This is a genomic window from Paenibacillus larvae subsp. larvae (genome assembly GCF_002003265.1).
Classification (GTDB): domain Bacteria; phylum Bacillota; class Bacilli; order Paenibacillales; family NBRC-103111; genus Paenibacillus_H; species Paenibacillus_H larvae.
Window position 1 is genome coordinate 184,918 of the sequence record NZ_CP019687.1, and the last position, 25,344, is coordinate 210,261.

Annotated in this window: 24 protein-coding genes and 5 pseudogenes; 23 read left to right on the forward strand and 6 right to left on the reverse strand. The window is 39.9% G+C overall.

Annotation, left to right across the window (positions count from 1 at the left end; translation table 11 throughout):
- Positions 1 to 6 precede the first annotated feature (6 nt).
- The 11 genes and pseudogenes from BXP28_RS23710 (at position 7) to BXP28_RS01020 (ending at position 9,990) form a co-directional block, all read left to right on the forward strand.
- Positions 7 to 852: a beta-ketoacyl-[acyl-carrier-protein] synthase family protein gene (locus BXP28_RS23710; protein WP_237088780.1), complete on the forward strand. Its 846-nt coding sequence runs from the start codon at positions 7 to 9 to the stop codon at positions 850 to 852.
- Positions 837 to 2,453, forward strand: coding sequence for a beta-ketoacyl synthase N-terminal-like domain-containing protein (locus tag BXP28_RS00965; RefSeq protein WP_257125658.1), 1,617 nt, complete (start codon positions 837 to 839; stop codon positions 2,451 to 2,453). The genes BXP28_RS23710 and BXP28_RS00965 overlap by 16 nt, the downstream gene beginning before the upstream one ends.
- Positions 2,454 to 2,640: 187 nt before the next feature.
- Positions 2,641 to 2,853, forward strand: a complete 213-nt coding sequence (locus BXP28_RS23715) for a hypothetical protein (RefSeq protein ID WP_024093468.1) — start codon at positions 2,641 to 2,643, stop codon at positions 2,851 to 2,853.
- On the forward strand, positions 2,814 to 3,386 hold the full coding sequence (locus tag BXP28_RS00970) for an ADP-ribosyltransferase (RefSeq protein ID WP_226989795.1): 573 nt from the start codon (positions 2,814 to 2,816) through the stop codon (positions 3,384 to 3,386). The genes BXP28_RS23715 and BXP28_RS00970 overlap by 40 nt, the downstream gene beginning before the upstream one ends.
- 52 nt (positions 3,387 to 3,438) lie before the next feature.
- Positions 3,439 to 3,630, forward strand: a complete 192-nt coding sequence (locus tag BXP28_RS00975; RefSeq protein WP_051428085.1) for a binary toxin-like calcium binding domain-containing protein — start codon at positions 3,439 to 3,441, stop codon at positions 3,628 to 3,630.
- Positions 3,614 to 5,101: pseudogene (locus BXP28_RS24815) on the forward strand (binary toxin-like calcium binding domain-containing protein). The gene BXP28_RS00975 and the pseudogene BXP28_RS24815 overlap by 17 nt, the downstream one beginning before the upstream one ends.
- Positions 5,102 to 5,227: 126 nt before the next feature.
- Positions 5,228 to 5,383: pseudogene (locus BXP28_RS25485) on the forward strand (sensor histidine kinase); the annotation flags it as partial.
- A gap of 653 nt (positions 5,384 to 6,036) precedes the next feature.
- Positions 6,037 to 7,352 (forward strand): annotated as a pseudogene (locus tag BXP28_RS01000) (DUF418 domain-containing protein).
- Between the two features lie 403 nt (positions 7,353 to 7,755).
- On the forward strand, positions 7,756 to 8,439 hold the full coding sequence (locus BXP28_RS01010) for a helix-turn-helix domain-containing protein (RefSeq protein ID WP_036658119.1): 684 nt from the start codon (positions 7,756 to 7,758) through the stop codon (positions 8,437 to 8,439).
- 20 nt (positions 8,440 to 8,459) lie between these two features.
- Positions 8,460 to 9,329 (forward strand): IS3 family transposase, encoded by an 870-nt coding sequence (locus tag BXP28_RS01015; protein ID WP_257125689.1) that lies wholly within the window; start codon positions 8,460 to 8,462, stop codon positions 9,327 to 9,329.
- A gap of 265 nt (positions 9,330 to 9,594) precedes the next feature.
- Positions 9,595 to 9,990 (forward strand): PRD domain-containing protein, encoded by a 396-nt coding sequence (locus tag BXP28_RS01020; RefSeq protein ID WP_023484916.1) that lies wholly within the window; start codon positions 9,595 to 9,597, stop codon positions 9,988 to 9,990.
- Positions 9,991 to 10,003: 13 nt separating this feature from the next.
- On the opposite strand, the gene BXP28_RS01025 is transcribed toward BXP28_RS01020, so the two are convergent.
- Entirely contained in the window at positions 10,004 to 10,402 is a 399-nt protein-coding gene (locus tag BXP28_RS01025; RefSeq protein ID WP_158225746.1) for a S8 family serine peptidase, read from the reverse strand.
- A 39-nt stretch (positions 10,403 to 10,441) separates the two neighbouring features.
- Between BXP28_RS01025 and BXP28_RS01030 the strand changes: the two genes are divergently transcribed.
- Positions 10,442 to 10,732: a hypothetical protein gene (locus BXP28_RS01030; RefSeq protein WP_077584844.1), complete on the forward strand. Its 291-nt coding sequence runs from the start codon at positions 10,442 to 10,444 to the stop codon at positions 10,730 to 10,732.
- Positions 10,733 to 11,219: 487 nt separating this feature from the next.
- Here BXP28_RS01030 and BXP28_RS22345 read toward each other — a convergent pair whose 3' ends face one another.
- A complete protein-coding gene (locus BXP28_RS22345; protein WP_155116255.1) occupies positions 11,220 to 11,360 on the reverse strand; it encodes a hypothetical protein in 141 nt (46 codons plus the stop codon).
- 90 nt (positions 11,361 to 11,450) lie between these two features.
- The gene (locus tag BXP28_RS01035) at positions 11,451 to 12,707 is read right to left on the reverse strand and encodes a hypothetical protein (RefSeq protein WP_051428087.1); all 1,257 of its coding nucleotides are present in this window, start codon (positions 12,705 to 12,707) and stop codon (positions 11,451 to 11,453) included.
- Positions 12,708 to 12,946: 239 nt separating this feature from the next.
- Here BXP28_RS01035 and BXP28_RS22350 point away from each other — a divergent pair, with 239 nt between their 5' ends.
- The 3 genes and pseudogenes from BXP28_RS22350 to BXP28_RS01050 all read left to right on the forward strand — a co-directional run bounded on the left by BXP28_RS22350 (position 12,947) and on the right by BXP28_RS01050 (position 15,684).
- Positions 12,947 to 13,906, forward strand: coding sequence for a hypothetical protein (locus BXP28_RS22350; protein WP_024093569.1), 960 nt, complete (start codon positions 12,947 to 12,949; stop codon positions 13,904 to 13,906).
- A 14-nt stretch (positions 13,907 to 13,920) separates the two neighbouring features.
- Positions 13,921 to 14,283 carry a hypothetical protein gene (locus BXP28_RS01045; protein ID WP_023484911.1) on the forward strand — a complete coding sequence of 121 codons (363 nt, stop codon included), beginning with the start codon at positions 13,921 to 13,923 and terminating at the stop codon, positions 14,281 to 14,283.
- A gap of 482 nt (positions 14,284 to 14,765) precedes the next feature.
- Positions 14,766 to 15,684, forward strand: a pseudogene (locus tag BXP28_RS01050) (ABC transporter ATP-binding protein).
- Between the two features lie 143 nt (positions 15,685 to 15,827).
- Here the strand turns inward: BXP28_RS01050 and BXP28_RS01055 are convergent.
- The 3 genes from BXP28_RS01055 to BXP28_RS01065 all read right to left on the reverse strand — a co-directional run bounded on the left by BXP28_RS01055 (position 15,828) and on the right by BXP28_RS01065 (position 18,046).
- Positions 15,828 to 16,121 carry a transposase gene (locus BXP28_RS01055; RefSeq protein WP_077584845.1) on the reverse strand — a complete coding sequence of 98 codons (294 nt, stop codon included), beginning with the start codon at positions 16,119 to 16,121 and terminating at the stop codon, positions 15,828 to 15,830.
- Complete coding sequence (locus BXP28_RS01060) at positions 16,118 to 16,630, reverse strand: IS630 family transposase (protein ID WP_036658123.1); 513 nt, start codon at positions 16,628 to 16,630, stop codon at positions 16,118 to 16,120. The genes BXP28_RS01055 and BXP28_RS01060 overlap by 4 nt, the downstream gene beginning before the upstream one ends.
- Before the next feature lie 258 nt (positions 16,631 to 16,888).
- A complete protein-coding gene (locus tag BXP28_RS01065) occupies positions 16,889 to 18,046 on the reverse strand; it encodes an MFS transporter (RefSeq protein WP_023483535.1) in 1,158 nt (385 codons plus the stop codon).
- Positions 18,047 to 18,157: 111 nt separating this feature from the next.
- Between BXP28_RS01065 and BXP28_RS01070 the strand changes: the two genes are divergently transcribed.
- From BXP28_RS01070 to BXP28_RS01105, 8 genes and pseudogenes are all read left to right on the forward strand, one after another.
- On the forward strand, positions 18,158 to 19,036 hold the full coding sequence (locus BXP28_RS01070; protein ID WP_036658125.1) for a LysR family transcriptional regulator: 879 nt from the start codon (positions 18,158 to 18,160) through the stop codon (positions 19,034 to 19,036).
- A gap of 795 nt (positions 19,037 to 19,831) precedes the next feature.
- Entirely contained in the window at positions 19,832 to 20,059 is a 228-nt protein-coding gene (locus tag BXP28_RS01075; RefSeq protein WP_036658128.1) for a FeoA family protein, read from the forward strand.
- A pseudogene (feoB, locus tag BXP28_RS01080) lies at positions 20,056 to 22,043 on the forward strand (ferrous iron transport protein B). Before BXP28_RS01075 ends, feoB begins: the two are co-directional and overlap by 4 nt.
- Before the next feature lie 16 nt (positions 22,044 to 22,059).
- Positions 22,060 to 22,224 carry a FeoB-associated Cys-rich membrane protein gene (locus BXP28_RS01085; protein WP_036658506.1) on the forward strand — a complete coding sequence of 55 codons (165 nt, stop codon included), beginning with the start codon at positions 22,060 to 22,062 and terminating at the stop codon, positions 22,222 to 22,224.
- A gap of 142 nt (positions 22,225 to 22,366) precedes the next feature.
- Complete coding sequence (gene ahpC / locus BXP28_RS01090) at positions 22,367 to 22,930, forward strand: alkyl hydroperoxide reductase subunit C (protein ID WP_023485392.1); 564 nt, start codon at positions 22,367 to 22,369, stop codon at positions 22,928 to 22,930.
- Positions 22,931 to 22,941: 11 nt separating this feature from the next.
- Positions 22,942 to 24,471, forward strand: a complete 1,530-nt coding sequence (ahpF, locus tag BXP28_RS01095) for an alkyl hydroperoxide reductase subunit F (RefSeq protein WP_036658131.1) — start codon at positions 22,942 to 22,944, stop codon at positions 24,469 to 24,471.
- Positions 24,472 to 24,787: 316 nt separating this feature from the next.
- Entirely contained in the window at positions 24,788 to 25,123 is a 336-nt protein-coding gene (locus BXP28_RS01100) for a hypothetical protein (protein WP_158529810.1), read from the forward strand.
- Positions 25,110 to 25,343 carry a hypothetical protein gene (locus BXP28_RS01105; protein ID WP_036658135.1) on the forward strand — a complete coding sequence of 78 codons (234 nt, stop codon included), beginning with the start codon at positions 25,110 to 25,112 and terminating at the stop codon, positions 25,341 to 25,343. Before BXP28_RS01100 ends, BXP28_RS01105 begins: the two co-directional genes overlap by 14 nt.
- Position 25,344: the final 1 nt, after the last annotated feature.

Here is a 25,344-nt window from a genome sequence, read left to right on the forward strand (position 1 = left end):
ACAAATATGAATACCAATAAGCAGCGCATTGTTGTAACCGGAATGGGAATTATTTGTCCGAACGGCAAAAATCTGGATGAATTCTGGGAACGGGTAAAAGCCGGAAAGTCCGGCATTAAAGTCGTAAACAATATTGATATGTCCGACATGCTGACGAATTTGGGCGGAGAGATTGCTGATTTTAATCCGGAAGACTATTTTTCCGAAGAAGAGCTAAAAGAGATGGACCGCTGCGGCCAATTAGGCGTTGTTGCAGCCAGGGAAGCGGTGAAACATGCGAATCTGCAGATGGAGTCTCTCAATCCTTACCGGGTCGGAATTTCATTAGGAACCTCCCTGGGCGGAATGCTGAGCGGAGAAGAATTTCATGAGCAGTGGCTGAAAAAGGGCATTCAGCATGCGGATGAAGCTTTACTTTATAAATATCTCATTCATACTCCTTGCGATAATATTACACGCGCATTAGGAATGAAAGGCCCCAAGATGGTTATTTCCAATGCCTGTGCGGCGGGAACGAATTCCATCGGGTATGCATTGGACATCATTCGGAATGATAAAGCTGACGTTATGATAACAGGCGGGGTAGATCCGCTATCCAGATTATCGTTGAGCGGCTTTAACAGTTTGCAGGCGTTAATCCCGACTCCTCCATCTCCATACAGCAAAAGCAACGGTATAGTAATTGGAGAGGGAGCGGCGATCCTTGTTTTAGAAAAGTTAGAGCATGCTTTGGAACGCGGAGCTTCTATTTTGGCAGAAGTGTTGGATTACGATTTATCTTCCGATGCGTACCATCAGACGGCACCGGACCCTGGGGGGAAGGGGCGCTGCGGTCTATGCAGGGTGCGTTAAGAAAAGCAAATGTTGAGAGTAACGTCATATCTTATATTAATGGGCACGGGACAGGTACCCCGGCTAATGATATGGCTGAACCGAAGGCAATTCTATCCTTGATTGGTGACAATAAGATACCGGTATCATCGACCAAATCCATGATTGGCCACATGTTGGGAGCAGGGGGAGCGGCTGAAGCCGTGACGAGTATTTTAGCCATTCAACACGGGTTTTTGCCCCCAACCATTAATTTTGATATAGAGAGTCAGAAATTTGATCTTGATTTCGTTCCGAATGAAGGAAGAGACGGGCATCTGGATTACGTCTTGTCGAACTCGTTTGCTTTTGGGGGGAACAATGCCAGCATTCTATTCCGGAAATATCAGGATGGAAAGGAACGGAGGGTGGAAAAGCCGGCGAAAAAAGTTGTCATCACGGGCATCGGGGCCCTGGCAGGAAACGCCGCCAACCTGGAGGAAGTCAAGGAATGCCTGCTTCAGGGGAAAAGCGGCGTCTCTACCATTGAAAAATGGGAAGCGGAATCTTCCTCTTGCTTGAAGGCCGGTCAAATCCCTGAATTAAATTTCCGGAAAATGATTCATCCCAATTTATTGCGTAAGATGGATACGATAAGCCGGAATGCGGTTGTATCCGCCAAAATGGCATTAGAACATGGGAAACTGAAGATTGACCGTGATAACAGGGAGAAAATTGGCATTATTTTTGCTACGAGTACTGGCCCTATTGAAACCGTGGAAAGTTTTAACCGGATTATTATACAAGAAGGGGTAAAATCAGCAAACGCGAAATTATTCCCAAATACAGTCATGAATGCGGCCGCCGGCCATATTTCATTAAATTTTAAAGTGAAAGGCCCTACATCAACGGTTTCGTGCGGCAATGTATCCGGGATCAGTGCCCTGTATTACGCCTATTCTTTGATTCAATCCAGTGATTACGATACGTTTATCGTTGTGGCTTCGGATGAAGTGAATAAACCGATCGTAGAGGGACATTCCAAAATTAACAGATTCTTAACATCAGACGAAATTCAACCGTTTGACTCGAATAGAAGCGGGACGATTCTCGGAGAAGGCAGTGTTGCTTTTATAATAGAAAGCGAGGAAGCGGCCTTAAGAAGAAATGCAGCTATTTTGGCAGAGCTCAAAGGGTTCGGGTTAACGTCAGATGACAGCAAAATCGGAAGTATGAACCATACGGGGGAAGCCTGGAAAACATCTATGGAAATGGCCATGAGCGAAGCGGCAGTATCTGCTGGTGATATCGGATATATTGGTGCAGCTGCTAATGGACATCCTTACTTTGACAGTGTGGAAGAAAGGGTCATTCAAGACATATTCGGGAACAAGGTGCCTGTGAGTGCTTCAAAGTCAGTATTTGGCGAAACCTTTGCCAGTTCAGGACTTCTTTCATTGATTAGCGCTTTATGTGCTTTCGACGGAAAAATTCCTCCTACCCAAAATGTAACCTCCCATAACGGAAGAATTGACCTTGTCACTGAACAAGCCCGTGATGCCGAGATTGACCATGCTTTAATCAGTACGTATTCTTATGGAGGCAATTACAATACCGTCGTAATCGGAAAGTACGGACAATGAAACTATATAAACAGTTTTATTCTCTCTATTAAGCAAATTGTTCTCAAGTATAAAAATGTAATTCTGTTTTTATTTTAACATAAAAACCAAAATTTTAATGTTACTATAATTGTCAAAAAGATTAATAATTTTATAATAAATACAATGTTAAAATAAGGCCCTAAATAATTTAAGAGGAGAGAGGGAAATGAAGAAAAAGTTTTATTTTAGTCTTGTTTTTATTTTTACTTTAGCATCAGCAGCAATTGGCCATGCAGCCTATGCTTATGGCGGTGCAGGATTAAGCAGCTACAATCGTTTTGAAGTTAAAGATAACCGTTCGGCAAAAGATTTTAAAGAAGACAGAAAAACAGCAGAAAAGTGGGGGAAAAGGAATATAAAGCCTGGGAAAAAAAACTAAGGGCAAATGAAAAGGAACTCGTTAAAGAGTATACGGCCAATGCCAAACCCTTTAATACTTATCTGCGGGCAAATGAAGGGAAATTGGGTTTTAAGCCGGAGATTGATAAAAAGATTCTGAAATTGGATGAAGCACTAAAAAAATCAAAGTTAAGTGAAACTGTACAGGTATACAGAGGTGATGACACTTCTATTTTCGGTAAAGAGTTTCAAAATTCTATATACCAGGGAAATAAAGTGAACAGAGAATTATTTAGAAAGTTAAGAGATGAATACCAGGGAAAAATCAGAACAGAGTATGGATATTTAAGTACATCCATTGTTTCTAACCAGCAGTTTGCAATGAGACCTGTTTTAACCACATTAAAAGTACCCAAGGGAGCCCATGCCGGTTATGTGGATAAGATTAGCCAATATAAGGGTCAATATGAGTTATTATTACCGAGAAATACAAAGTATAAAATAGATAAAATGTATATTATAGTAAATAAAGGGAGCGAAACTATCAAAATTGAGGCTACTGTACAACCCTGACATTAAGAAACAGTACTAATCTATACAAATTATACCAGAGGAAAATCTCGTATTGCCATCAAACGCAGAAGATTCGAAAAAAGATGAAATGACTCCAAAACATACACGGCAAAAAAGAGAAGTTGAAGAGGTAATGGATACAGATGATGACGGCATTTATGACAGTTGGGAGAGAGAAGGATACACGGTTATCAATCGCGTTGTAGTGAAATGGGACCAGGAGAAACATAAACCTCCCGAATGATGCCCATACAGCAGGCGATCCTTATACGGACTATGAGAAAGCTGCCGGCATTATAGATAAGGCTGTCTCCAGAGTAGCGCTGAATCCGTTAGTTCCCGCTTATCCGTCCATTGGAGTTTCTATGGAAAAGTTTATTATTTCCAAAAACAAAAACGTAACGGAAGAAGAGGGGAAAAGCTTAACTATTTCCCAAGGTTCAAGCACAACAAAATCCGTTGATGTTGGAATGAATACAAGTCTGCATGCAAGTTTGCTGGATTTTGGAGCCAGTGTATCCGCGAGTTTTCATGAGGGCAGTTCGCATACCCTGTCAACAGAACAAGGCAAAGGGAAAAGTTGGTCCTAAAGTATAGGCTTGAATACAGCGGACAGTGCTTACTATAACGGAAATATCCGGTATTTCAACCGGGGAACCGCTCCGATTTATAATGCGGAACCAACGACAAGCCTGGTTTTAGATACGGGCAAAAAAGCTAAAACTTTATTTACCGTGAAAACGAAAGAGAACCAAAAAGCACAGGTTGTCAAACCGGGCGATTCTTATCCGCGAAAAGGACTGGCACCTATATCAATGAGAAGTATGGATGATTTCGGCAGCACTCCAATTCCACTTTCATATGATCAATTAAATGATTTAGAAAAAGGCACCCCTCTTTCTTTAGAGACGGACCAATTCGCCGGGGATTATATTAAGGTGATTAACGGGAATCAGTCTTCTCCGGAACCTTGGACCTACTGGTTAACCCAAATTGAACAATCCTCAGCAAGATTAATTTTAAATGACGGGGATACGGAGACAGAAAGAAGAATAGCCGCCAGAACAGCGGAAGGATATGATCAAGAGACAAAGCCGGAAGTAACGTTAGGGGAGGCTATGGAATTAACTTTTGGCATTCCGAAAAGTGATAAGCCTGCTTATAAGGGGGATTTGATACAGTATGTTTTTGATGAAAATACGGCGAAGGAGGTTAAAAAACAGCTTAAAAATATGGGAGATCAAGCGGACCTCCAAAATGTGAAATTAAAAGCGGGTATGCAAGTCATGCTAAAAACAAATTTAGTCCATAACGGTTCTTTTCAAAATGAATTTGGCGATTGGGGGGAAAAGCTTGGCAGTCTGACCATTGAAAAAGGCCAGGGACCTGATTCGGAGAATGTTTTAAGTATTTCAGAATTCGGCGGAATCTGCCAGGAGTGGATCAAGGTATTACCGGAAACGAATTACAAAGTAGAATTGACGGTAAAACAAGATGCAGGTGATGGATCGGAAGTAACAATTGCTTCAAAAGACGGTAAAGAGTTAGGAAAACTTGCTATAAAAGAAAAAGAATCAACCGGCGAATTCAAAACCTACACATTCAATTTTCATTCCGGTCAAAATACCGAAGTAGGGTTATACTTTGTTTATTTGGCAAGCTCCGGCACAACGCATCCAATGAATGTAACCAATTTTAAAATAACTAGAAGATAGTTCCCGTTTCAAAATGGCTCCTTTCGTAAGATGGTAAAACAAAAGAAAACCGTTCTTTAGTAAAATGGAAGTGTCATCCGCCATTTACGAAAGGAACGGTTTTTTTTGTATATTCAATATAACATTTATCGCGGGGATACCTTCCACCAATGCTCAAAAGACGGAACGGGTTTAGGACTTGCTATTTCCAAAAATATTTTGCAGCTGCATGGTGTCCGGTACGGGGTATATAATACAGAAGACGGAGTATTATTTTACTTCTATTTAAATAAAAGCGTGTAGAAATTAGTTTCTGCACGTTTTTTATTTTTTAACTAATTTTGACATTGTCTGCATGTTATCTTTATCTTTCTCTATTAATCTGGTTATCAAGCCAACAATGATAGGGAAAATGAGGATGATCATGAAAATATCGCGAAATAAAAAAGAGGATTATTGATAGGTGTAAACGGTCCATTCAATAAGTCAGCTTCTATCTTTATTAGAATCACTTTCTGGGGCGGAGCGGGTACTGCTGGTAACAACTCGAGTTCCAAAAAAACTGGCAGGATACGGTTAATTCTCATATTAAGGAAGTGGCGAGTGAATTCAGCAATGTAAAAGTTATCGATTGGTACTCTGCCAGTGAGGGCAAAAACGATTACTTTTATAATGATGGCGTGCATTTAAAGCCGGAAGGATGCAAGTATTACGTCCTGCTTTTAATAGACGCCCTGAAAGAATAATACGTGAAGGTTGAGTAAAGGTTCACACTTACTTCTAAGGAGACGAAAGGAAGAACAAAATGACAGCAAGAAAAAATCAATGCTAACGGTGGGGCTTAAGGCGATCCATCCGAAGCCGAACCTGAGCCAACGCCTTCACGCCAAGTACACCCGTCCTTACCTGCTGCGCGGTTTCACCTAAGAAATAACCATTTTAAGGAGGAATGCTAATTGTCAGTCAGTATCAAGCTGTCGGACGAGTCCGGTAGTGAAAATGAAACGGGAGTAACCATCAAGGATATAGTGGATTCCAAAAACATCGGACTGAAAAATAATGCGGTTGTAGGCGAATCAAACGAGATGTTCGTGGATGTATCGGCACCGCTTCAGGATCGTGAGCAAGTTGACATCGCCAACCGGGAGTCTGCCGATGTTAGGAACGCACGGGCTAATTCGCGGGGGCGGGGCGTCTCGTGGCGCTTGATGCAGCGCGGGGGCTGGCGGTCATAGGGATGTATTTGCAGCACTTCGCATCGAACGAAACGATTTCTGCGATCGTTTCCGGAAACACGACGCTGCTGTTCGTGCTCTGTGGCGGCATCTCCTACTCGATCATGGCTCAACGCATGAAGGATCGACAAACGGAGACGACCGCGTTCCAGACAAGGATGCTAGCTCGCGCGGTGTTCGTCGATGTTATAGGGTATCTGCTCATCCTGCTGAATACCTCGTACGGGGTAATTTTACCCGCCTATGCGGCAATGTTCGTGCTGGCGTTGGTGTTGGTTCGTCGTTCGATTCGGGTACTCGTTACGACAGCAATCGTTTTGACCGTGGTGGCCCCACCGCTGATGATTCTTGGAGGCAGTGTCCTTTCGAAAGCGTACGTCCTTAGTGATATTGCGGGCGGTCCGATGTCCGCGCTCGCACTCGCTCCCGCTTTCGTCGCCGGTATGGCGATCGGGCGTCTCGACCTCACCAAGATACGTACCGCACTCTCGCTCGTGGGCGGCGGCGGCATTATGCTTGTCTTCGGTAAGGTGCTGGGCGCTTTCGTTCTTCCCGGGCTGAGCCGTTCCTTCGAGGCGTGGCTAATTAGCGTTCAAGGTACCGTCGTCGCCCAACCGGACCCGTATGCAATCTGGCCGCTCAACGTGGAAACACCGCTGTGGAACATGCTTCTTTGGACATCTCCGCACAGTGCGTCGACATTCCAGACGCTGATTGGACTGGGGGTTGCATTCCTGGTGCTGGGACTGGTATGCCTCGTACCGAAGAAGATCTCTACCGTGATAATGCCTTTTGCTGCAGTCGGACGCGTGGCGTTGACGATGTATGCGGCTCAGTTTGTCGTGATATGGGTTCTCAAACACGCGGGAATCGAATATAGCCTTGGAGGGATTCCATTTGGTGACATTCTCGTTGCTGCTGCAACGCTGATGACAGGGTGGTTGGTCGCACGGCTCCCCAACGGTCCTATCGAGTCATTGATGAGACATTTTGACCGCGCGTTCAGCGCCTCCCGTACAGCACAGTCGTCGAGGTAGGCGTTCGTCCTCGACGACGACTTACTCACCTTTTTCCTCAAGGCAGTAGCTAAGAAAATGAAAACCACCACCTCGATTATGAAGCTACCTACTATCCTTTTAAGGAAGTCAGTCCCTTTATCGCCAAAAAACGATATGTGGAAACTGGCTTCGGTGGGATATCAGAGCACAGTTGAGGAGAGCGAGCAAATTCCTTCAACTATTACGTATGCAGACGGTACTGGTCCTATATCTGTACAATTTTTGCTTGGAATAACACTTAGTGGCCCCGCCATTTTTTGTCAATATTCATAAGAAAGATCCTCCTGTCTTATTGGGTGAGGTGCATGGCCCACCCTATTACTTTATCATAATCAACTTATTACAAGATGAAGAACATAATGGCACTAGCTAGGTTTTTTTCATGTCCCATAAAGCAAAAGTATCAGGATCAGAAAAGATTACAGCTGTTGAAAAGTATTTACGTGGAGAAGATTCGCTTAATCATTTAGCAGCACTTCTTGATGTACACCATTCATCCGTTAGGCAATGGCTTCAGACTTACCAGTCGCTAGGCCCAAACGGATTGCTTCAAACATTACAGAATGCATTTTACTCCGCAGAGTTAAAAAGAATAGCTGTCGAGGACTATTTGGCTGGCGGCGGTTCTCACATGGATATATGTAAAAGATATGGCATTAAGTCAACTCGCCAATTGCGCGATTGGATTCTGAAGTATAATGGTCATGAGAAGTTGAACACTTTTGGAACGGGAGGAGCGCCGATCATGACAAAAGGACGAACAACTACTTACGATGAGAGAGTTGAAATCGTCAGATTCTGCATTGAACATCAACACAATTATGCCCAGACAGCTGATAAATTCCAGGTATCCTATCAGCAAGTGTATTCATGGACAAATAAATACTTAACATCTGGTGTGGATGCACTTCAGGACAGACGCGGGAAAAGAAAATCTGAGGATGAGATGTCCGAAGTGGAGAAACTAAGGGCTCAGAATAAGCTGTTACAGGCTGAGAACAGAAGGAAGCAGATGGAGATCGATTTGCTAAAAAAGCTGGACGAGATCGAAAGGAGGCGGTTCTAAGCCAGGTAAGGTATGAAACGATATACCTTGCAATACGCGAGCTCCATGAAACGAAGTCATATCCCATATGTCAACTATGTGATCTTATTGGGATCCAACGTTCATCGTATTATAAATGGATCAACCGGAAAGAAAGCATGAATGAGATCTTTAATAAAGCGTTGCTTCCCATGATTAAAGATGCCTACGAGGAAAAGGATGGCATCCTTGGATATCGCCAGATGACCATTAAACTAAACCGGGAACGCCATTTAACTGTCAATCATAAGCGAATATACAGACTTATGGGCATCCTAGGCCTTAAATCGGTATGCCGCAGGAAGCGAAAAAACTACATCCATTCCACGCCTGAAATTACGGCGGAAAATATCTTGAACAGAGACTTTGAATCCTCTGAGTTCGGTACAAAATGGCTCACAGATGTGACTGAAATGAAGTATGGCAACCAAAACAAGGCTTATCTTAGTGCAATCCTTGATTTATCGGATAAAAGCATTGTTTCTTTTGTGGTAGGGCATTCCAACAACAATGAACTTGTATTTAAAACTTTTGATATCGCCCATATGACTTATCCTGACGCTACACCCCTCTTTCACAGTGACCGGGGTTTCCAATATACATGTAAAATCTTCAAGAAAAAACTAGACGATGCAGGTATGACTCAAAGCATGTCCAGGGTATCCAGATGTATAGATAATGGCCCAATGGAATCATTCTGGGGAATGATGAAATCCGAAATGTATTATCTTCGTAAGTTCTATACATATGAGGAACTGGAAGCAACCGTGATAGAATACATCGATTACTACAATACTCGTCGATACCAGAAAAGACTTAATTGTATGACGCCGTTGGAATATAGGCAATACCTTCTAAGTTCAGCAGCATAGAAAATGGCACCAACCATGGGGATACGGTTAGTGCCACAACTTTTTTTGTTTTTTACACTGTCTACTTGACAGGGGTCAGTTCAAAATGCCGGGTTTTTTTGCGTCAATGAGTGGATGTTGAATTTATGTTTTAAATGTACAATAAAGACTGTACAGGATTTGCACAAACCTTCTTACATTCTTTGACCAGTGGAAACCCTTACATTTGGGGGGTTAAGGTGTAAATAAGGGGGAACGTGTAGTCATCGATCAGGATGAGAAGAACGTGTTGAAATCAACTGCCGAATATGCCGCTGCCGTGAACATCAGCAAGGAGCTTGAGCAAGTATTTTTAATTCCGTTTCCGGAGGATGAAGTCTGCTATATCGCAATGAACCTTCTGGGTTCGAAAGTGAATCATATGAGCACCGGAACAGAAAGAGATGCGGACATACAACAATTAAAAGGTGTTATTCAAAGGATGGCAGACGACTTTCAAAGGTTTGCCTGTGTTTTCTTTCATGAACGCCCGCTCATTGAGGAAAACATGCTTATTCGCTTAAAACCGGCCTATTACCGGATCAAATACGGTTTGGAGATCGAGAATCCCCTGACCGAAACAAACTATATACAGCAAATCTGCTTAATTGCGGAGTCAACTTTCAAAAAACCATGTCCATAAGTGAACTTATTACCTAAATTAGTAGCGCTTTTTTAAGTAATTGTTCTATTTTCTTGTTACTTAAATTCGGATATTTTGATTTTATTAACGCGATCGCTCCTGTTACATGAGCAGCAGCCATCGAAGTTCCTCTGAAAGGAACGTATACATCCGAAAATAACGAAATTATATCTACACCGGGAGCGACAAGAGCAAGTTCTTTGCCAACAGAAGAAAAACTTGCGATTTTCTTTTCTTGATCAACAGCACCTACAGCAATCACATTATTATATGAAGCGGGGTAGGCGACATTCCCTTTAGGGTTAAACTCCTGATTTCCCGCAGATGCAACGATTACTTTTTTGGTAATTTCGTATATCTCACTGTACTTTTGTTTTATCGTTTCGGTCAGGGGATTCTCGACCTCCATCATCTTGAAAGTTTCACCGGAAGAGAAGCAAGTGAAAAAGAGATGGCCTACCTTGCGATGCATTTCGGAGGATGGATGAGAAGAGAAGGCTCCCAGCCGCCTCCCCGCAAGAAAGCGTTAATCGTTTGCGGAAACGGCATATCCACTTCCCGGATCTTGCAATTGCAATTGGAACATTTACTTTCAACCGTAGACATTGTGGCGGTTACCTCGCTAAGGGAATATGAATCCTCAGCGTATGATGTGGATTTTGTCATATCTACCGCTCCCATAAAGAAAAAAGACAACAAAGTTTTTATCGTCAGCCCCAGTACGATTTTTGGCAAAGCTTGATTTTACTTGGGTTTGACAGTAACACAAGGTGTATTGAAACTGCAGATTTTTGCTTCGGTTGGAATTGTTGACGGGTTTGACAGTAACACATGATGTATTGAAATAATTGAGTCTAACACCAAACATGGTCATCCCATCCTGAAATTTTAGAAGGCTAACCTATTAAAAAAACGCCCTTATAGTTGCTTTATAGCAATATAAGAGCGTTTTTTATATATTCCGTTGTAAGAAATAGACTCTGGAAAGGTTTATTTTACTCAAAACTTCTGTGTTTTCATTTCTTTATACCACCATTCTATTGCTTGTCGTTCGATTTCTAGAACAAGATATTCCTTATCATGAAGCTCAACCAAAAATTGCTTAGCACTACAAAGAAACATGATGGCTTAACTTAAATATACAGCAAAAATCGCTCTAAATACAGTTTGCAGTACAAACTAAAAAGCATCAAAGCAGGGATTGACCGGCAGCTGATGCTTTTTAATATTTAATCCTCTACTCCAATTTCGACACAAGCTATAATTGGTTGTTTGGCCTCTTTGTGGGTTTTATCCAGACTAATCCCACTTGCACCATATAACACTGAAAACATTAAGACAAGGCACGCGATGTATTTTTTAATGTTCACGCTCAAATCCCTCCTTTAAAATGTTTCTAAATTTTTCTTTCTGGAAATGGGAAGCATATTCAATGAAATTTTCAAACTTATTAACGCACATTAATGATTCGCGATATTTATGGGCCGGAATAGACAAGGAAAGACAATATAAAATAGTTTCCAACCCTTCTTCATACAGCTTCCGATTAAACTTATAAATCGCTTTTTGATAATAAAACCTAAAATTCCTATGAGCAAATACCCACTTTGATGAGATGTCTGAGGATAGGCCTCAGCGAAACGTTCTAAGATGTGGTCTATATTCAATCTGTATGTATTCGCCGCCTCTAAAATAACTAAAAGTGCACCTGAGGTATGTGTAGGATGGTCTGTGAGAAAATTTATAAACTCATCAAGCATGTCTGTATTCCCTAATAGCAATTCTATACAATATCTATTACCTTTGGCAAACTGACTATATTTAGCGACTTCTTTCTTTCCTAAATCGTCCAACAGTTTAAACCAACCGAGGTCCTCATATCCTTTTATGCATGCTTTTGCTTCTTCGTAACGACCTTGTTTAGATAAGGTTAAACTTTTCATTAAGTATGATTTACCGTAATAAACCACAAGATGCCGTTCGGTTTCTATCGGTGGTTCTGATCTATTGTTATCAAGTTTTCTTAACTCCTCTAGATATACAATATTCGATAGTGCCCGAAGTTCTTCAGCAAACTGTTCAACCATGGGCCAAAATTCTAGAGTATAACAAACATTTACCAGCTGTAACAAAGCATCTAACTGAAAGCCTTCAGGCAGTTTATTTCGAAAGCTCTCAAACCGGATCACTGCTTTATAATTCTCTTTAGCATTTGATCCAATACTGGCTCTAAAGATTCGATAGTGACTGATGGCTATGCGTTCAGAATGATTGTACTTTTCTCCCTCGATGACTTCTTCGTAAAAGAAAACAGATTCTTTAGCATAACCGCTTAGATATAATTTTTCTGCTACAGAAAAAAGTAGTTCGGTGTACTTGGGATGCTCTACTAGGATATTAATCGCCTTCATAATCAAGTCAGTTTTTCCAAGTTCCACGCAGCGGAATAAAAAAGATTCCATTCGGGATCTAGCCACTCTGTCTTTGTAAAAACACTCCGCAAGGTAGAACTCATAATAATATCCTTCCGGTAAGCCAAGTACTTCTGTCAGCTTATCTAATTGTTTCATGGTGATAGGCCGGAGCGTTTTGCCTCTAAGGCAGGCACTCAGATTCCCAATTTGGGTGCCGCCCTTTTCTTCCAGTTGGGATAGTGTACATCCGGTTTCATCTATGGCTTTTTCAAGTTCGCCACGCAACGTAATCCTATAGTCCATTTTTTTCTTCCTCCTCTCTTTACCCAGAGTACCATTTAATTCCATAATACTACATTTGAATTTTTCTGCAAATTTGTATGAATGTTTATGCTACAGAAACGGGTTCTATAAAGTTTTTTTCAAATTCAAAAAATCTAACATGGATTTTTTTATAATTTGGACTATATAATGGTTTCTGGGAGACATCGGCATTATTGCTGAAGTCGACACCATATTTTAGGAAAAGGAGAACGAATGAAATGAACATGTTTAAAAAGGGTTTTACAGTAGTACTGTCGGTAGCTTTATCAGCAACACTCGTCTTGCCAAGCTATAGCGCTTATGCAGAAACAGGATCGATTCCAACTGAACAAGAGAAAGAACAAGCTAAACAAGTCGCCGAAAATATCGAAAAAGTAACAGGGAATGATGATATTGTACAATCAAACAACAAAAATGCTGAGTATATTGTTAAAAATGATGCTGGAACAATCAGTATTCCACATGAAAATGATTCGCAATCAATTGAAATCAGGGGGAGAACCGATTCTCTAAAGATTTCATTGCCTGAAGTGGATACAAAAGAAGCCGTTCAAACATCCAACGGAACTATCGTTTATAAAGGGAAAGAAGAGAATAGTTCAGTCGATCTTGCCGTACAACCTACAACAAAAGGTGTACGTAATTTGGTTAGAATCAATGACGCAACGGCTCCAAAAGAGTACAATTTTAATATTAAAATCCCTGAAGGAAGTAAACTGGTATCAGCAGCTGATTACCTTGGAGCTGATTTTGATACTAAAGAAGTTTTTATTGTGGATGAAAAAAATCAAATTCAGAGTATTTTCACTCCTGCATGGGCTAAAGATGCTAATGGTAATGATATTCCAACCCATTACGAAATTAGAGGGAATGATTTAGTTCAAAAAGTAGAATTTAATGAAAACACCGCATTTCCTGTAGTTGCTGATCCGAACTGGTTTCAAATCGCAAAATGTGCTGGTGCAATTACTTGGTTTCTTGGAACAAATGTATTTTCTGTATATAAAATTATAAAAATAAAAAAATATATGCAAGAATTAGGGGGTGTTTTTGAAGCTGCTGAGTTAATGTTGAAAGCCTCTACCTGGGAAGAAAGAATGAAATACGGAGGTAAAGCACTAGTAGGCCTAGCAGCTGAACTTTCCGGAGTAGGCGCACTTTCTGTTTGTTGGGGTTAAAAAGGGGGGATTCAATGATTAATGCGGGTATAGGTTTATGTTTTGGTATTTTAATACTAATAACCGCGATAAAGCATTTAATAGATGCCCTTCGAATGAAAACTGTAAGTACGGATGATATTGTTAATGACTTTAATTGGTCCCCCGAACATGTTGTACTTGTTTTCGGTTCGATATACATCGGAAGCTGGATTAAAGGTGCTAACATTGATTTATTCAGTGACGGTGTCTTAAATACCTTTTATATCGTTTTCGGGATTGGAAGTATTGTTTACTGGTTCAAAAATAAACCATTAGGGCTTTTTTTAGAACATAAAAAAGGCATTAAATTAATAATCATGCTACTCTTTGGTTTATCCGTAGGATTGCTATTTTAAAATTTTGCAAGCTTGCCTGCTGATTAATGGGTTCAGCAGTCCGAAACCTTTGTTATCTATGTGTTACTATCAAAACCTGGTAAAATTAAAAGGGCCTTGAGGTGCTTCTAAAAAAAGTGTTTTGCGGGTCACAGTTCACTTGTATGTTTAACCGCGCAGAGAGACAAATAAGTAACGGATGTTCCTCCTTTTGTGGTTATTTCTGAAACATCATCCAGACTCATAGTTTCAGGCAGATGCAGCATAATATTTCGATAAAGTCATGGCAAAGCGCTTTGAGCTATCAAAGGAAATGTATGGGCGGGTAGTCTCCAACATTCCTTTGGTAACAACCAGTATATCTACCTTAAAAACTATGGAAAGGAAAGAGGCAGTGACTTCAACGTGAAGTCACTGTTTTGCTTTATCCTTTTCTTCATTGGCCAACAAGCAACGGTAGAAAGTGCAAAATCTTTTTTTCAAAAATAAAAATTAAACTATATATTTATTCATTTCTTATAAAAAATTACGGAGATTTTACTGCTGTTAACAATATTTCTTTGCGCATAGAACAAGGAGAAATATTTGGATTGCTTGGTCCGAATGGAGCAGGAAAATCCACGATTGTTTCTATGATCAGTACCATTCTTTTCCCTACATCTGGAGAAATCAAAGTGGACAATAAGGTTTTGGGAAAGAGTCCTCGCGAAATCAAAAAAATAATGGGTATTGTTCCACAAGATTTAGCGCTGTACCAGCAATTAACTGCTAAAGAAAATTTACATTTCTTCGGAAGCTTATACGGACTTTCGGGAAAACAGTTAAAAAAAAGGGCAGATGAAGTGTTGGACATCATCGAGTTACAGGATAAAAGAAATCAAGATGTTTCAACATTTTCCGGGGGAATGAAACGTAGAGTAAATATTGGTGTTGCGCTGATGAATAACCCCAAATTACTCATCTTGGATGAACCCACAGTTGGAATAGATCCACAGTCCAGAAATCACATCTTGGAGACTGTCAAAAAATTAAATGAAGAAAGAGGAATGACTGTTATCTACACAAGCCATTACATGGAAGAAGTCTAATTCTTGTGTAAAAGAGTGGCGATACCATGGTTCCCTTATTGCTTCGGGTACGAAGGAAGAATTAAAAGAAAGTTTGCCTTTACGCGATACGATTATCGTTAAATTTAGTGAAAACAGCCCGGAATTATTGAATAATTTAGAGAAAATCCAAGGAGTAGAGAAGGTCACAGTAGAGTCAAACCAGATTAGAATGCTCGTTTCTACAAAGATAGATGTACTTGATTTAGTCGATGATCTAAAGAAACTCGGTGTACCGATTATCAGCTTTAGCTTTGAAGAGGTTAATCTGGAAAGCATCTTCCTTCAAATCACAGGGAAGACATTAAGAGAGTAATCGGGGGCGATGACACATTGAATAGATTAGTACGATTGTTTTTTTTGGACTTCAAACTACTCACAAAGAATAAACAGTTCTATTTTAAACTCCTTTTGTTTCCAACCGCGCTAATTTTTATATTAGGCACCGTTTTTGGAAATTCAAACACAGAAATCACGAGTTTCGATGTTGCTTTTTACAACGCCGATATCGCTAACGGAAACGCCTCTTTGAAGAAAATTCAAAAACGTCTCGGCGATGTATTGCTCGTCTTCTTGCCAAATGATCTGACCTGTTGCATAGTCCACCGTAGCCAGCAGTTTCACGCCCCGATGCTTGCCCGTGGTTCGAATCACATGCTGTTTTCCGCGAAGAAAACATGTTTTCTGAATAGCCTGGTAGTCCCGAATCATGGATTCATCTTCAAACAGCAAGTGATCGATTTCATCGTTCAAGAGTCTTTTTTTAATTCGGGAAAGGTGTGCTCAGAAAACTGACGTTGCTTCTCTGGATCCGCTGCTGCCAACGTATACGTGGGTTTGGTGTAACTCAGTCCTTGGCGATGCATTATTTTAGAGACGCCTCGCAGGGAGTAGCGATGGCCGAACTCGCGTTCAATAAAAGCGGCAATGATTTCAAGCGTCCAGTTATGCCGTGCCGTGAAGCCGACCTCATGCGGGAGCGAATGGATGATGGTTTGCTTCAGCTTTTCCTGTTGTTCTGCCGATAACCGGGCTGGTGCACCGGGAGAATACTTCATTTGCAGAGCCGCTAATCCACCGGTTTCATACGCTTGGATGTAGTTTTTCACTGTTTCTGCGCTTCGGTTCAGGGTCTCGGCAATCTCTTTAACTGACTTTCCCTTCAGGTGCAAATACAAGGCTTGATAACGTTCATACATGCGCCGTTTCTTTGCTTGTTTCATGGCTTGTGTCACTTCGTTTAATGCGAATTGATTATTCATCTTAATACCTGCCTGTCTGAATGGGTTTCCTTATCTTATTCGACAAGCAGGTGTACATTTCCTTACCATTCTTTTCCAAAACTTAAGTTCAACTTATATAGAAAGGCATATCCATGCCTTAAAACAGGTGCATTCTCAAGTCCTTCAGGATGTTGCGAAACGACTAGATAAGGCTTTTCAAGCATTTTTTCGCCGTGTTAAGCATGGGGAAATGCCATGCTTTCCCCGGTTTAAACCACAGCAACGAACTGATAGAAGTTAATTTTTTTGTTCAGAAATATTCGGAACGGCAATAATACCTACACCGATTAATGTAGCAATTGATCCGAAAATAATAAGTGCCGGTAAAAGTCCTACGATAGTTGATAATAAACCTACACCGATGGTTGGAATTGCCATCCCTGTATAGCCAGCAAGATAATACGTAGATATAATGCCTGGGCGTTCAGAAGGTTTTCCTAAGCTACCTGCTAATTGCATGCTAGCTTGAAACGTCCATCCGTTACCGATGGCTAAGATAATCATCCCTATAAATAACAAAATCATACTTGCTGTTGATCCTGCACTAATCATGAGCCATGCTCCAATAAGCAATAAAACAATCCCCACTTGAATACGGAGAATGGCCCAGGTTGGCCATGAAATCTGTTGAGCAATTGCTCCACCACTGAGAAAGATAAGAAGTAATAGACCAGACCAAGCCAAATTATTTGAGTGTAGAATAGAGTGAACAAATGTTGGGATTAAAGAGATTACTACACCATTTAGGGCAAGCATCACAAAAACAGCAGGACAAATAAACATTATAAACAATGATCGAGATGTAGAGGGAATTCCTAAACGAAATCGAATCGGAATTTGCTTATTTTTATTTTCATTAGTTGGTGGTACTGTAATTAATAGTCCTAAAGCTAAAAGTAACAGAATAAGTAATACCACATAAGGAATAATTTCAGGAATAAACAAAGAATATTGGATAATCACTCCACAAACTGCCGGACCTAGACCGAATCCTAATAAGGTAGCCATACTGGAATAAGCGAGCGAACGCTTTATATACTGAGATGGAGTATAGTGTAATAATAATGCATTACTTGTCCCCATAAAAGCTCCTAAAGCAATCCCCTCCACTGCCCTTGCAAGATATAACATCCAAGGAGAAGTTGCTCCAACAAAAATTGCTGATGATATAAGAGCAAAAATGACCCCTACAGTTACAACCCATTTTGTTCCGTTTCTTTCAGCAAGAGAACCTGCTAGTAATAAAATGAGTAACATACATACTGCATAAATAGCAAACAGTGCCGTTATAGCAAAATTGTTTAGATTATATTTCATTTGATATATCGGGAATAAGGGTGCTGGTAAATTAGCACTAAATGCAATGATCCCTATAACCCATAAAATGCGTTTCATAGTTTCGTTCCCCCTTTAGATTTATTATATTATTGACCGAAAATATATTCTAATACATAATTTGTTATGTATTTATGTATTCAAAGGTATTGGTTTAAAGGAGATAAAATAATGGAACTTTTACAATTAAAGTATTTCCAAAAAGTCGCTAAAATACAGCACATGACCAAAGCAGCGCAGGAGCTTCATATTGCACAGTCTTCTTTAAGTAGAACTATTAGTCGCTTAGAAGAAGATTTAGGTGTATCTTTGTTTGAACGCAAGGGGAGACAAATTCACCTTAATATGTTTGGACAACGTTTTTTAAACCGGGTAGAGAGAATTTTTACAGAATTAGAAGAAGGAACAGAAGAAATAGCAGAATTACAAGGAATAGAAAATAAAAGGGTAGTGGTTGGGGCAACGATTACACGGCTATTACCTGATCTCTTTAAGGAGTTTCTTACAGTCCATCCTGATGTTAAATTTCAACTTTTTCAATTTTCTACCACAGAGATACAGGAGCAAATTCAACAAGGAACTATTGATTTTTGTATTTCCTCTCCCCCTATCCATCAATCTGGAATCGTCTCAATACCGATAATGACTGAAGAGTTTTTCTTAGCAGTTCCGCAAAATCACTATCTTGCCAATAGGAGAACAGTTAAACTAAGTGATATCGCGGAAGAATCTTTTATCAGCTTAACGATGGATTATAGCTTTCAAGAAAGCATTTACAGTTTATGTATACGTTCAGGATTTAAACCTAAGATCATGTTTGAAAGCAATGATCTAGAGGTAATAGGTAAGCTCGTTACAGATGGATTTGGTGTTGCCTTTATGCCCGCATATTGGTGGAAGGAAAACAAGGTAAATTCACCAGTAAAAATACGAATTGATTCTCCTTATTATCAAAGAATAATTGGCCTTTCATGGAAAGAGAGATGTTATTTATCTAATGTAGCATCTGACTTTCGTGAATTTACTATTCAGTATTTCTCACATAATTGAGTTTAGAGTCACAAAGAGAGAGAAGTTTTATATACAGGTATACAGATGCATAGGAATATGTATACCTGTATTTGCTTGACAGACCCTAGCCAGGTGTTTTTTTATTTTGGTAACTAGAGATTTTAGTGAGATTTTTCTGACACTTTTTTGGGATTTTTGATAGGTATTAAGATGCTAACATATATGTGACGGATACAAGTCGAAAGATGATGGGCAGTGTGCCGTAACGAGAGGAAACACTGGAGTCTGGATCGCGCGTTTTGCGGTGATTTTACGTTCTTGGAACATAAGCCGAATGCACTTTCGACTTCCTTCAGAACTCACTTCGTTTATTTTTTTAGAACTAGTGGTTCTCTAAGCCTGGTTTTCCTCTCGGGCTTGGTGGTCGTCGTAGTGTAACAGTACCCAATGTTGGGTTCTTTTTTTTGCACAAAATCATAAGAAGGTGATGAGGAGAGAGTGTCAAAAAGCAGCTATTTTATTGGTCGTTATTTCATTATTTTCGGTTTCCTGGTTGGCTTTAGTTCAGAAACCATACCTGTTTTATAGCTTTTCGTTTCACCAGTAGGAGATATAAAACCGGATAAACCACTTAAAGGAAGTAGATAGCTATTGGGCCTACGAATAGGTACATAGAGGGTCATTTTTGAAGTCAACCATACGGAACAAACCGTTATATTGTTATAATTGACCAAAAATTTAAAATATGTGAGAGAAGTCATAGCGGTTAATTTTTTAGGATATGTACAATATTGAAAATGATTATCATTATCAATATTATTGGAGGTTGAGGTTATGAGTTTAGTTGATGTTAAAATAGGCCAAAAAGTTTTAATTATAAACTTAGAGGCGTTAGATAAACTGTTACAACGAAGATTAGCTGCATTTGGATTTGCTAAAGGAAGTGAACTTCAAATAAAACAAAAAGCAATGCTGAAAGGGCCTTACACACTAGTGTGCCGTGGGCAATTAGTTAGTATTCGTCATTGCGATGCAAAAATGATAAAGGTGGAATTAGCATGAATAAGGTTGCATTGTTAGGAAACCCAAATACAGGAAAAACATCATTATTTAATGCGTTAACAGGTTCTTATGAGTATGTAGGGAACTGGAGCGGAGTAACTGTAGAAAAAAAGTTGGTAAACTAAAAGATAAGCAAGGAATATTAATCGATTTACCGGGTGTATATGATTTAAATCCTGTTTCTCGAGATGAAGGTGTTGTTACCAACTTTTTATTAAAAGAAGAATTCCATCATATGTTAAATATTGTTGATTCATCTCAATTTGAGCGTAATATGCATTTAACATTGCAATTATTGGAATTAGGTAAACCCCTTTTTATAGGTTTAAATATGATTGATGTGGCAAAGCAGCGCGGAATTGTGATTGATACAAAAAGGTTATCAGAAATATTAGGAGTGACAGTTTTTCCTGTTGTTGCAAGAAGTGGTAAAGGTTGCGATGAATTACTTGCTACCCTACATGAGAGCAAGAAAAAGGATATTAAGCCATTTATTCCTTCGTATGGTGAACAAGTAGACACAGGAATTGCAAATATAACGAAGCTTTTAATGAAAGAAAATTATGAGCATCCAAGATGGTTTGCCATTCAATTTTTAAGCAATAATGAAGTGGTCGAACAAGAGGTATTAGGATTACCAATTTATAATGACTTAATATCAATTCGTTCTCAGTTGGAAGCAAAACTTGATCGTACGTTAGAACAACATATCTATGAGACACGTGTAATGTATATTGAAAAGTTAAAAACAAATGTTATGTGGTATGAAAAAGAAGGAAAGATTCCATTTTCAGAGAAAATCGATAAGTTAATCACACATAAAATTTTCGGACTTCCAATTTTTTTAGGTGTTATGTTTTTTATTTTTCAAGTTACGTTTACATGGGTCGGCACACCCTTGTCAGATATATTTGATAACTTTATAGGTGGGCAGTTTACAGATTGGGTGACAAGTGGCCTTGCAAGCATTGGTGCATCTGGATTTATTCAAGATCTAATTACGGACGGAATTATAGCAGGTGTCGGTGCTGTATTAGTATTTGTTCCACAAATCTTTGTATTGTTCTTCTTTATTTCACTATTAGAAGACTCAGGATATATGGCCCGAATAGCTGTAGTTATGGATCGTATTATGGAATTCTTTGGATTAAACGGGAAAGCTTTTATTCCAATGATTATCGGTTTTGGTTGCAATGTTCCAGGAATTATGGCAGCAAGGACAATCGAACAGGAAAAAGAAAGATTACTAACTGTTTTAGTAACCCCTTTTATGTCTTGTTCAGCTCGACTACCTATATATGCTTTATTTGCAGGGGTCTTCTTCCCTCATAGTCAGGCAACTGTTGTGTTCTCTTTGTACATTGCAGGCATCATACTTGCATTGCTTGTTACAAAAATAATGTCTATTACAATTTTAAAAAAAGAAAAATCTATTTTTGTTATTGAACTACCTCCTTATCGCATACCACAAGCAAAAACGTTATGGCTTAGCACATGGGATAAAGGAAAAGGCTTTGTACGAAAAGCAGGCACTTTTATTTTTGGCGGTTCTGTTATCATTTGGTTATTAAACTATGCTGGCCCATCTGGCTTTGGTGTCGAAATGGGAGATAGTTTTTTAGCGCTAATTGGAGGAGTTATTGCACCCCTTTTAGCACCGCTCGGTTTTGGAACATGGCAAGCCGCAGCGTCACTTTTAACAGGATTTTTAGCAAAAGAAGTCGTTGTGTCCACAATGGCAATTATTTATGCGGTAAAAGAAGATGTACTAGGAAATGTAATGGGAGCGCATTATACTGCCTTATCAGCATATGCGTTTATGTTCTTTATTTTATTGTACGTTCCATGCCTCGCAACAGTAGCTGTTATCCGCCGAGAAACAGGTTCTGTAAAATGGACCATTTTCTCTGTTGTGTATCCGCTTATTATTGCTTATGTATTAACGCTTGTTATATACCAAGTCGGATCCTTATTTGGATTTTAAAAGGAGATGTGTCATGATAATAGTCAATAGTGTCATTGGAACTGTTATTTTTGGTTATGCAGGATATACTTTATTCAATTTTATTAAGAACAATAAAAAAGGAAAGTGCGCGGGGTGTTCCTTAAATAAATCGTGTCAGTCAAAAACTTGTAATCCAGTTATCAAACAAGACATGAAATAGAAACACGGTCTCTAAAAACAGATAAGAAAAAAAGCTTGACAAATTTCATTATTTGCTTAATTATAATAATTATAAATTGTGTTTAGAACATATTGTTGCAGGATGATCTAATCACCAAAATACACCTAGAGGAGAGATGAACATGTCACTAATCGGAACAGAAGTATTACCATTCAAAGCATCCGCATTTCACAATGGTAAATTTATTGAAGTTACAGAAGAAAATTTCAAAGGTAAATGGAGTGTAGTTTGCTTCTACCCAGCCGACTTTACATTCGTTTGTCCTACCGAGCTCGAAGATTTGCAAAATCAATACGAAACCTTGAAACAACTTGGTGTTGAAGTGTATTCCGTTTCAACGGATACTCATTTTACACATAAAGCATGGCATGAAAGCTTTACTGCTATCGGTAAGGTTACGTATATTATGATTGGTGATCCTTCACATGTACTCTCTCGTAACTTTGATGTACTGATCGAAGCTGAAGGTCTTGCGGACCGTGGTACTTTCATCATTGATCCGGACGGTGTTATCCAAGCGGCTGAGATTAATGCAGGAGGCATTGGCCGTGATGCAAGTGCTCTTATTAACAAGATCAAGGCAGCACAGTATGTTCACAACCATCCGGGTGAAGTTTGTCCAGCGAAATGGCAGGAAGGTACGCAAACACTCAAGCCAAGTCTTGATCTCGTAGGCAAGATTTAAGGTGCAAAATGATGATACTAGATCAAGAAATAAAAAGCCAACTAGCACAATATCTTCAGCTCTTGGAAGGTAATGTGGTGCTCAAAGTCAGTGCAGGCTCCGATGATTCATCTACAGAGATGCTGGCTTTGGTGGATGAAATTTCCAGTATGTCTTCGAAGATAACAGTGGAAAAAACACAATTATCTAGAACACCAAGCTTTAGTGTAAATCGTGTGGGCGAAGATACTGGTGTAACCTTTGCAGGAACTCCTTTGGGGCACGAGTTTACTTCATTAATATTGGCTTTACTACAGGTTAGCGGGAGATCTCCAAAGGTTGAGCAAAGTTTAATTGATCAAATCAAAAATATTCGTGGCGAATATAAGTTTGAAACTTATATCAGTCTGAACTGCCATAACTGTCCTGATGTTGTACAAGCACTGAACTTGATGAGCATCCTCAATCCTGGCATTACTCATACGATGATTGACGGTGCAGTATTCAAAACAGAGGTAGAAAGAAAGGACATTATGTCTGTACCAAGTGTTTACCTCAATGGCGAATTTTTCGAAAGTGGCCGTATGACGGTTGAAGAAATTCTTGCCAAAATCGGTAATGCTCTGGACGCATCAGAGTTTGACAATAAGGATCCATATGATGTGCTTGTTGTTGGCGGTGGCCCAGCAGGTGCAAGTGCAGCGATTTATGCAGCACGTAAAGGGATTCGCACAGGTATTGTTGCTGAACGCTTTGGTGGTCAGGTCAATGATACTTTGGGCATTGAGAACTTTATTAGTGTAAAATATATTGAAGGTCCTCAGCTCGTAGCTAATATTGAACAGCAAGTGAAAGAGTATGGCATTGATGTTATGAAATCACAGAGTGCCAAGTGTTTAGAAAAGAAGGATCTAATCGAAATTGAACTGGAAAACGGTGCTATTCTAAGGAGTAAGACTGTAATCGTATCAACAGGTGCTCGTTGGCGGAATATGGGTGTACCCGGCGAAGTAGAGTTCAAGAACAAAGGTGTAGCTTACTGTCCACATTGTGATGGTCCTTTATTCATGAAAAAAGACGTTGCGGTTGTTGGCGGTGGGAATTCAGGTATCGAGGCGGCGATTGATCTGGCAGGTATTGTGAGACACGTAACGGTACTCGAATTTGCGCCAGAGCTCAAAGCTGATGCTGTGCTGCAAGAGCGACTTTACAACTTGCCTAATGTTACTGTCCTTAAGAACGTGCAAACAAAAGAAATTACCGGAACTGACAAGGTTAACGGTATTTCTTATGTCGAGCGTGAGACAGGAGTAACTCAGCATATTGAATTGCAGGGTGTGTTTGTGCAGATTGGTCTTGTACCAAATACTGATTGGTTAGGTGACTCGGTTGAACGAACTCACTTAGGTGAAATCGTTGTAAATAACCACGGCGCTACAAACGTACCTGGAGTGTTTGCTGCCGGGGATTGTACGAATAGCCCATATAAGCAGATTATCATTTCTATGGGATCTGGCGCTAATGCAGCTTTAGGTGCTTTCGATTATCTAATTCGTAATTAGAAGTAAGTGCTCTTGGAAGGATAGGAACAATGGGGCTGTCCCAAAAGTAGTTTTTAACTACTATAAGACAGCCACCGCTTATAAAACAATTTAAGTTTTATACAAAAAGGTCGAGTTAGAGCTCATATTGGCTCTCGAACTCGACCTTTTTTCGGTCATACTCTGTCACTTCTCACCTCCAGGCTCACTTTCGCTAAGTCGCGAAGCAGGAATCGTCTGGACCTCGAGTCGTTTTTCATTTGCCCGAATACACTCTCCGGTTCTACCCATATATCGAACCCACAAAGCGTATCCTTCTTCAATGCGAATTTTTCTTTTGTATTTTTATATATTCTTAGAGTTAAAACCTAACCTACTAGAGAAAAATAGAGAAGGGGAAGAGAGCGTTTTATCCAACTCACTACAGAAAAAAATGGGGCAAAAAGAGGGACTGAAAGTGAATGTTATACCATTTCCAGAGTATATTCCTATTTTGGAGGAATATCGAAAAGAATTATCTAATAAAGATGATTCTACCATTGATGCTTATATGAGGATATTAAGGCAATTTACAGAAGCTCATAGAAGAAAAAGGGTTGATCCGGAAAAATCCTGCACAGGGGATTGTGATACCTCCACAACCGCAAATGGCTCCCCGGATGTTATCTCCTGATAAACGTTATGTGCTGAAGAATCTTATAGAACGGGACGGGGAAGAACGAAGCGCAGCCATTTTTGCACTTGGGTACTGGGCCGGCTGCCGGCCAAGTGATGTTTCCTGGCTTCTGGTAAACAACGTTTATGTTGGTCCTAAAATCGGAAGAATTAAAGTAGGAAGATCCGGGAATTGGATCTCCGGAATGAGGTTCGGCGGAAACTCTTCGAATATATAAA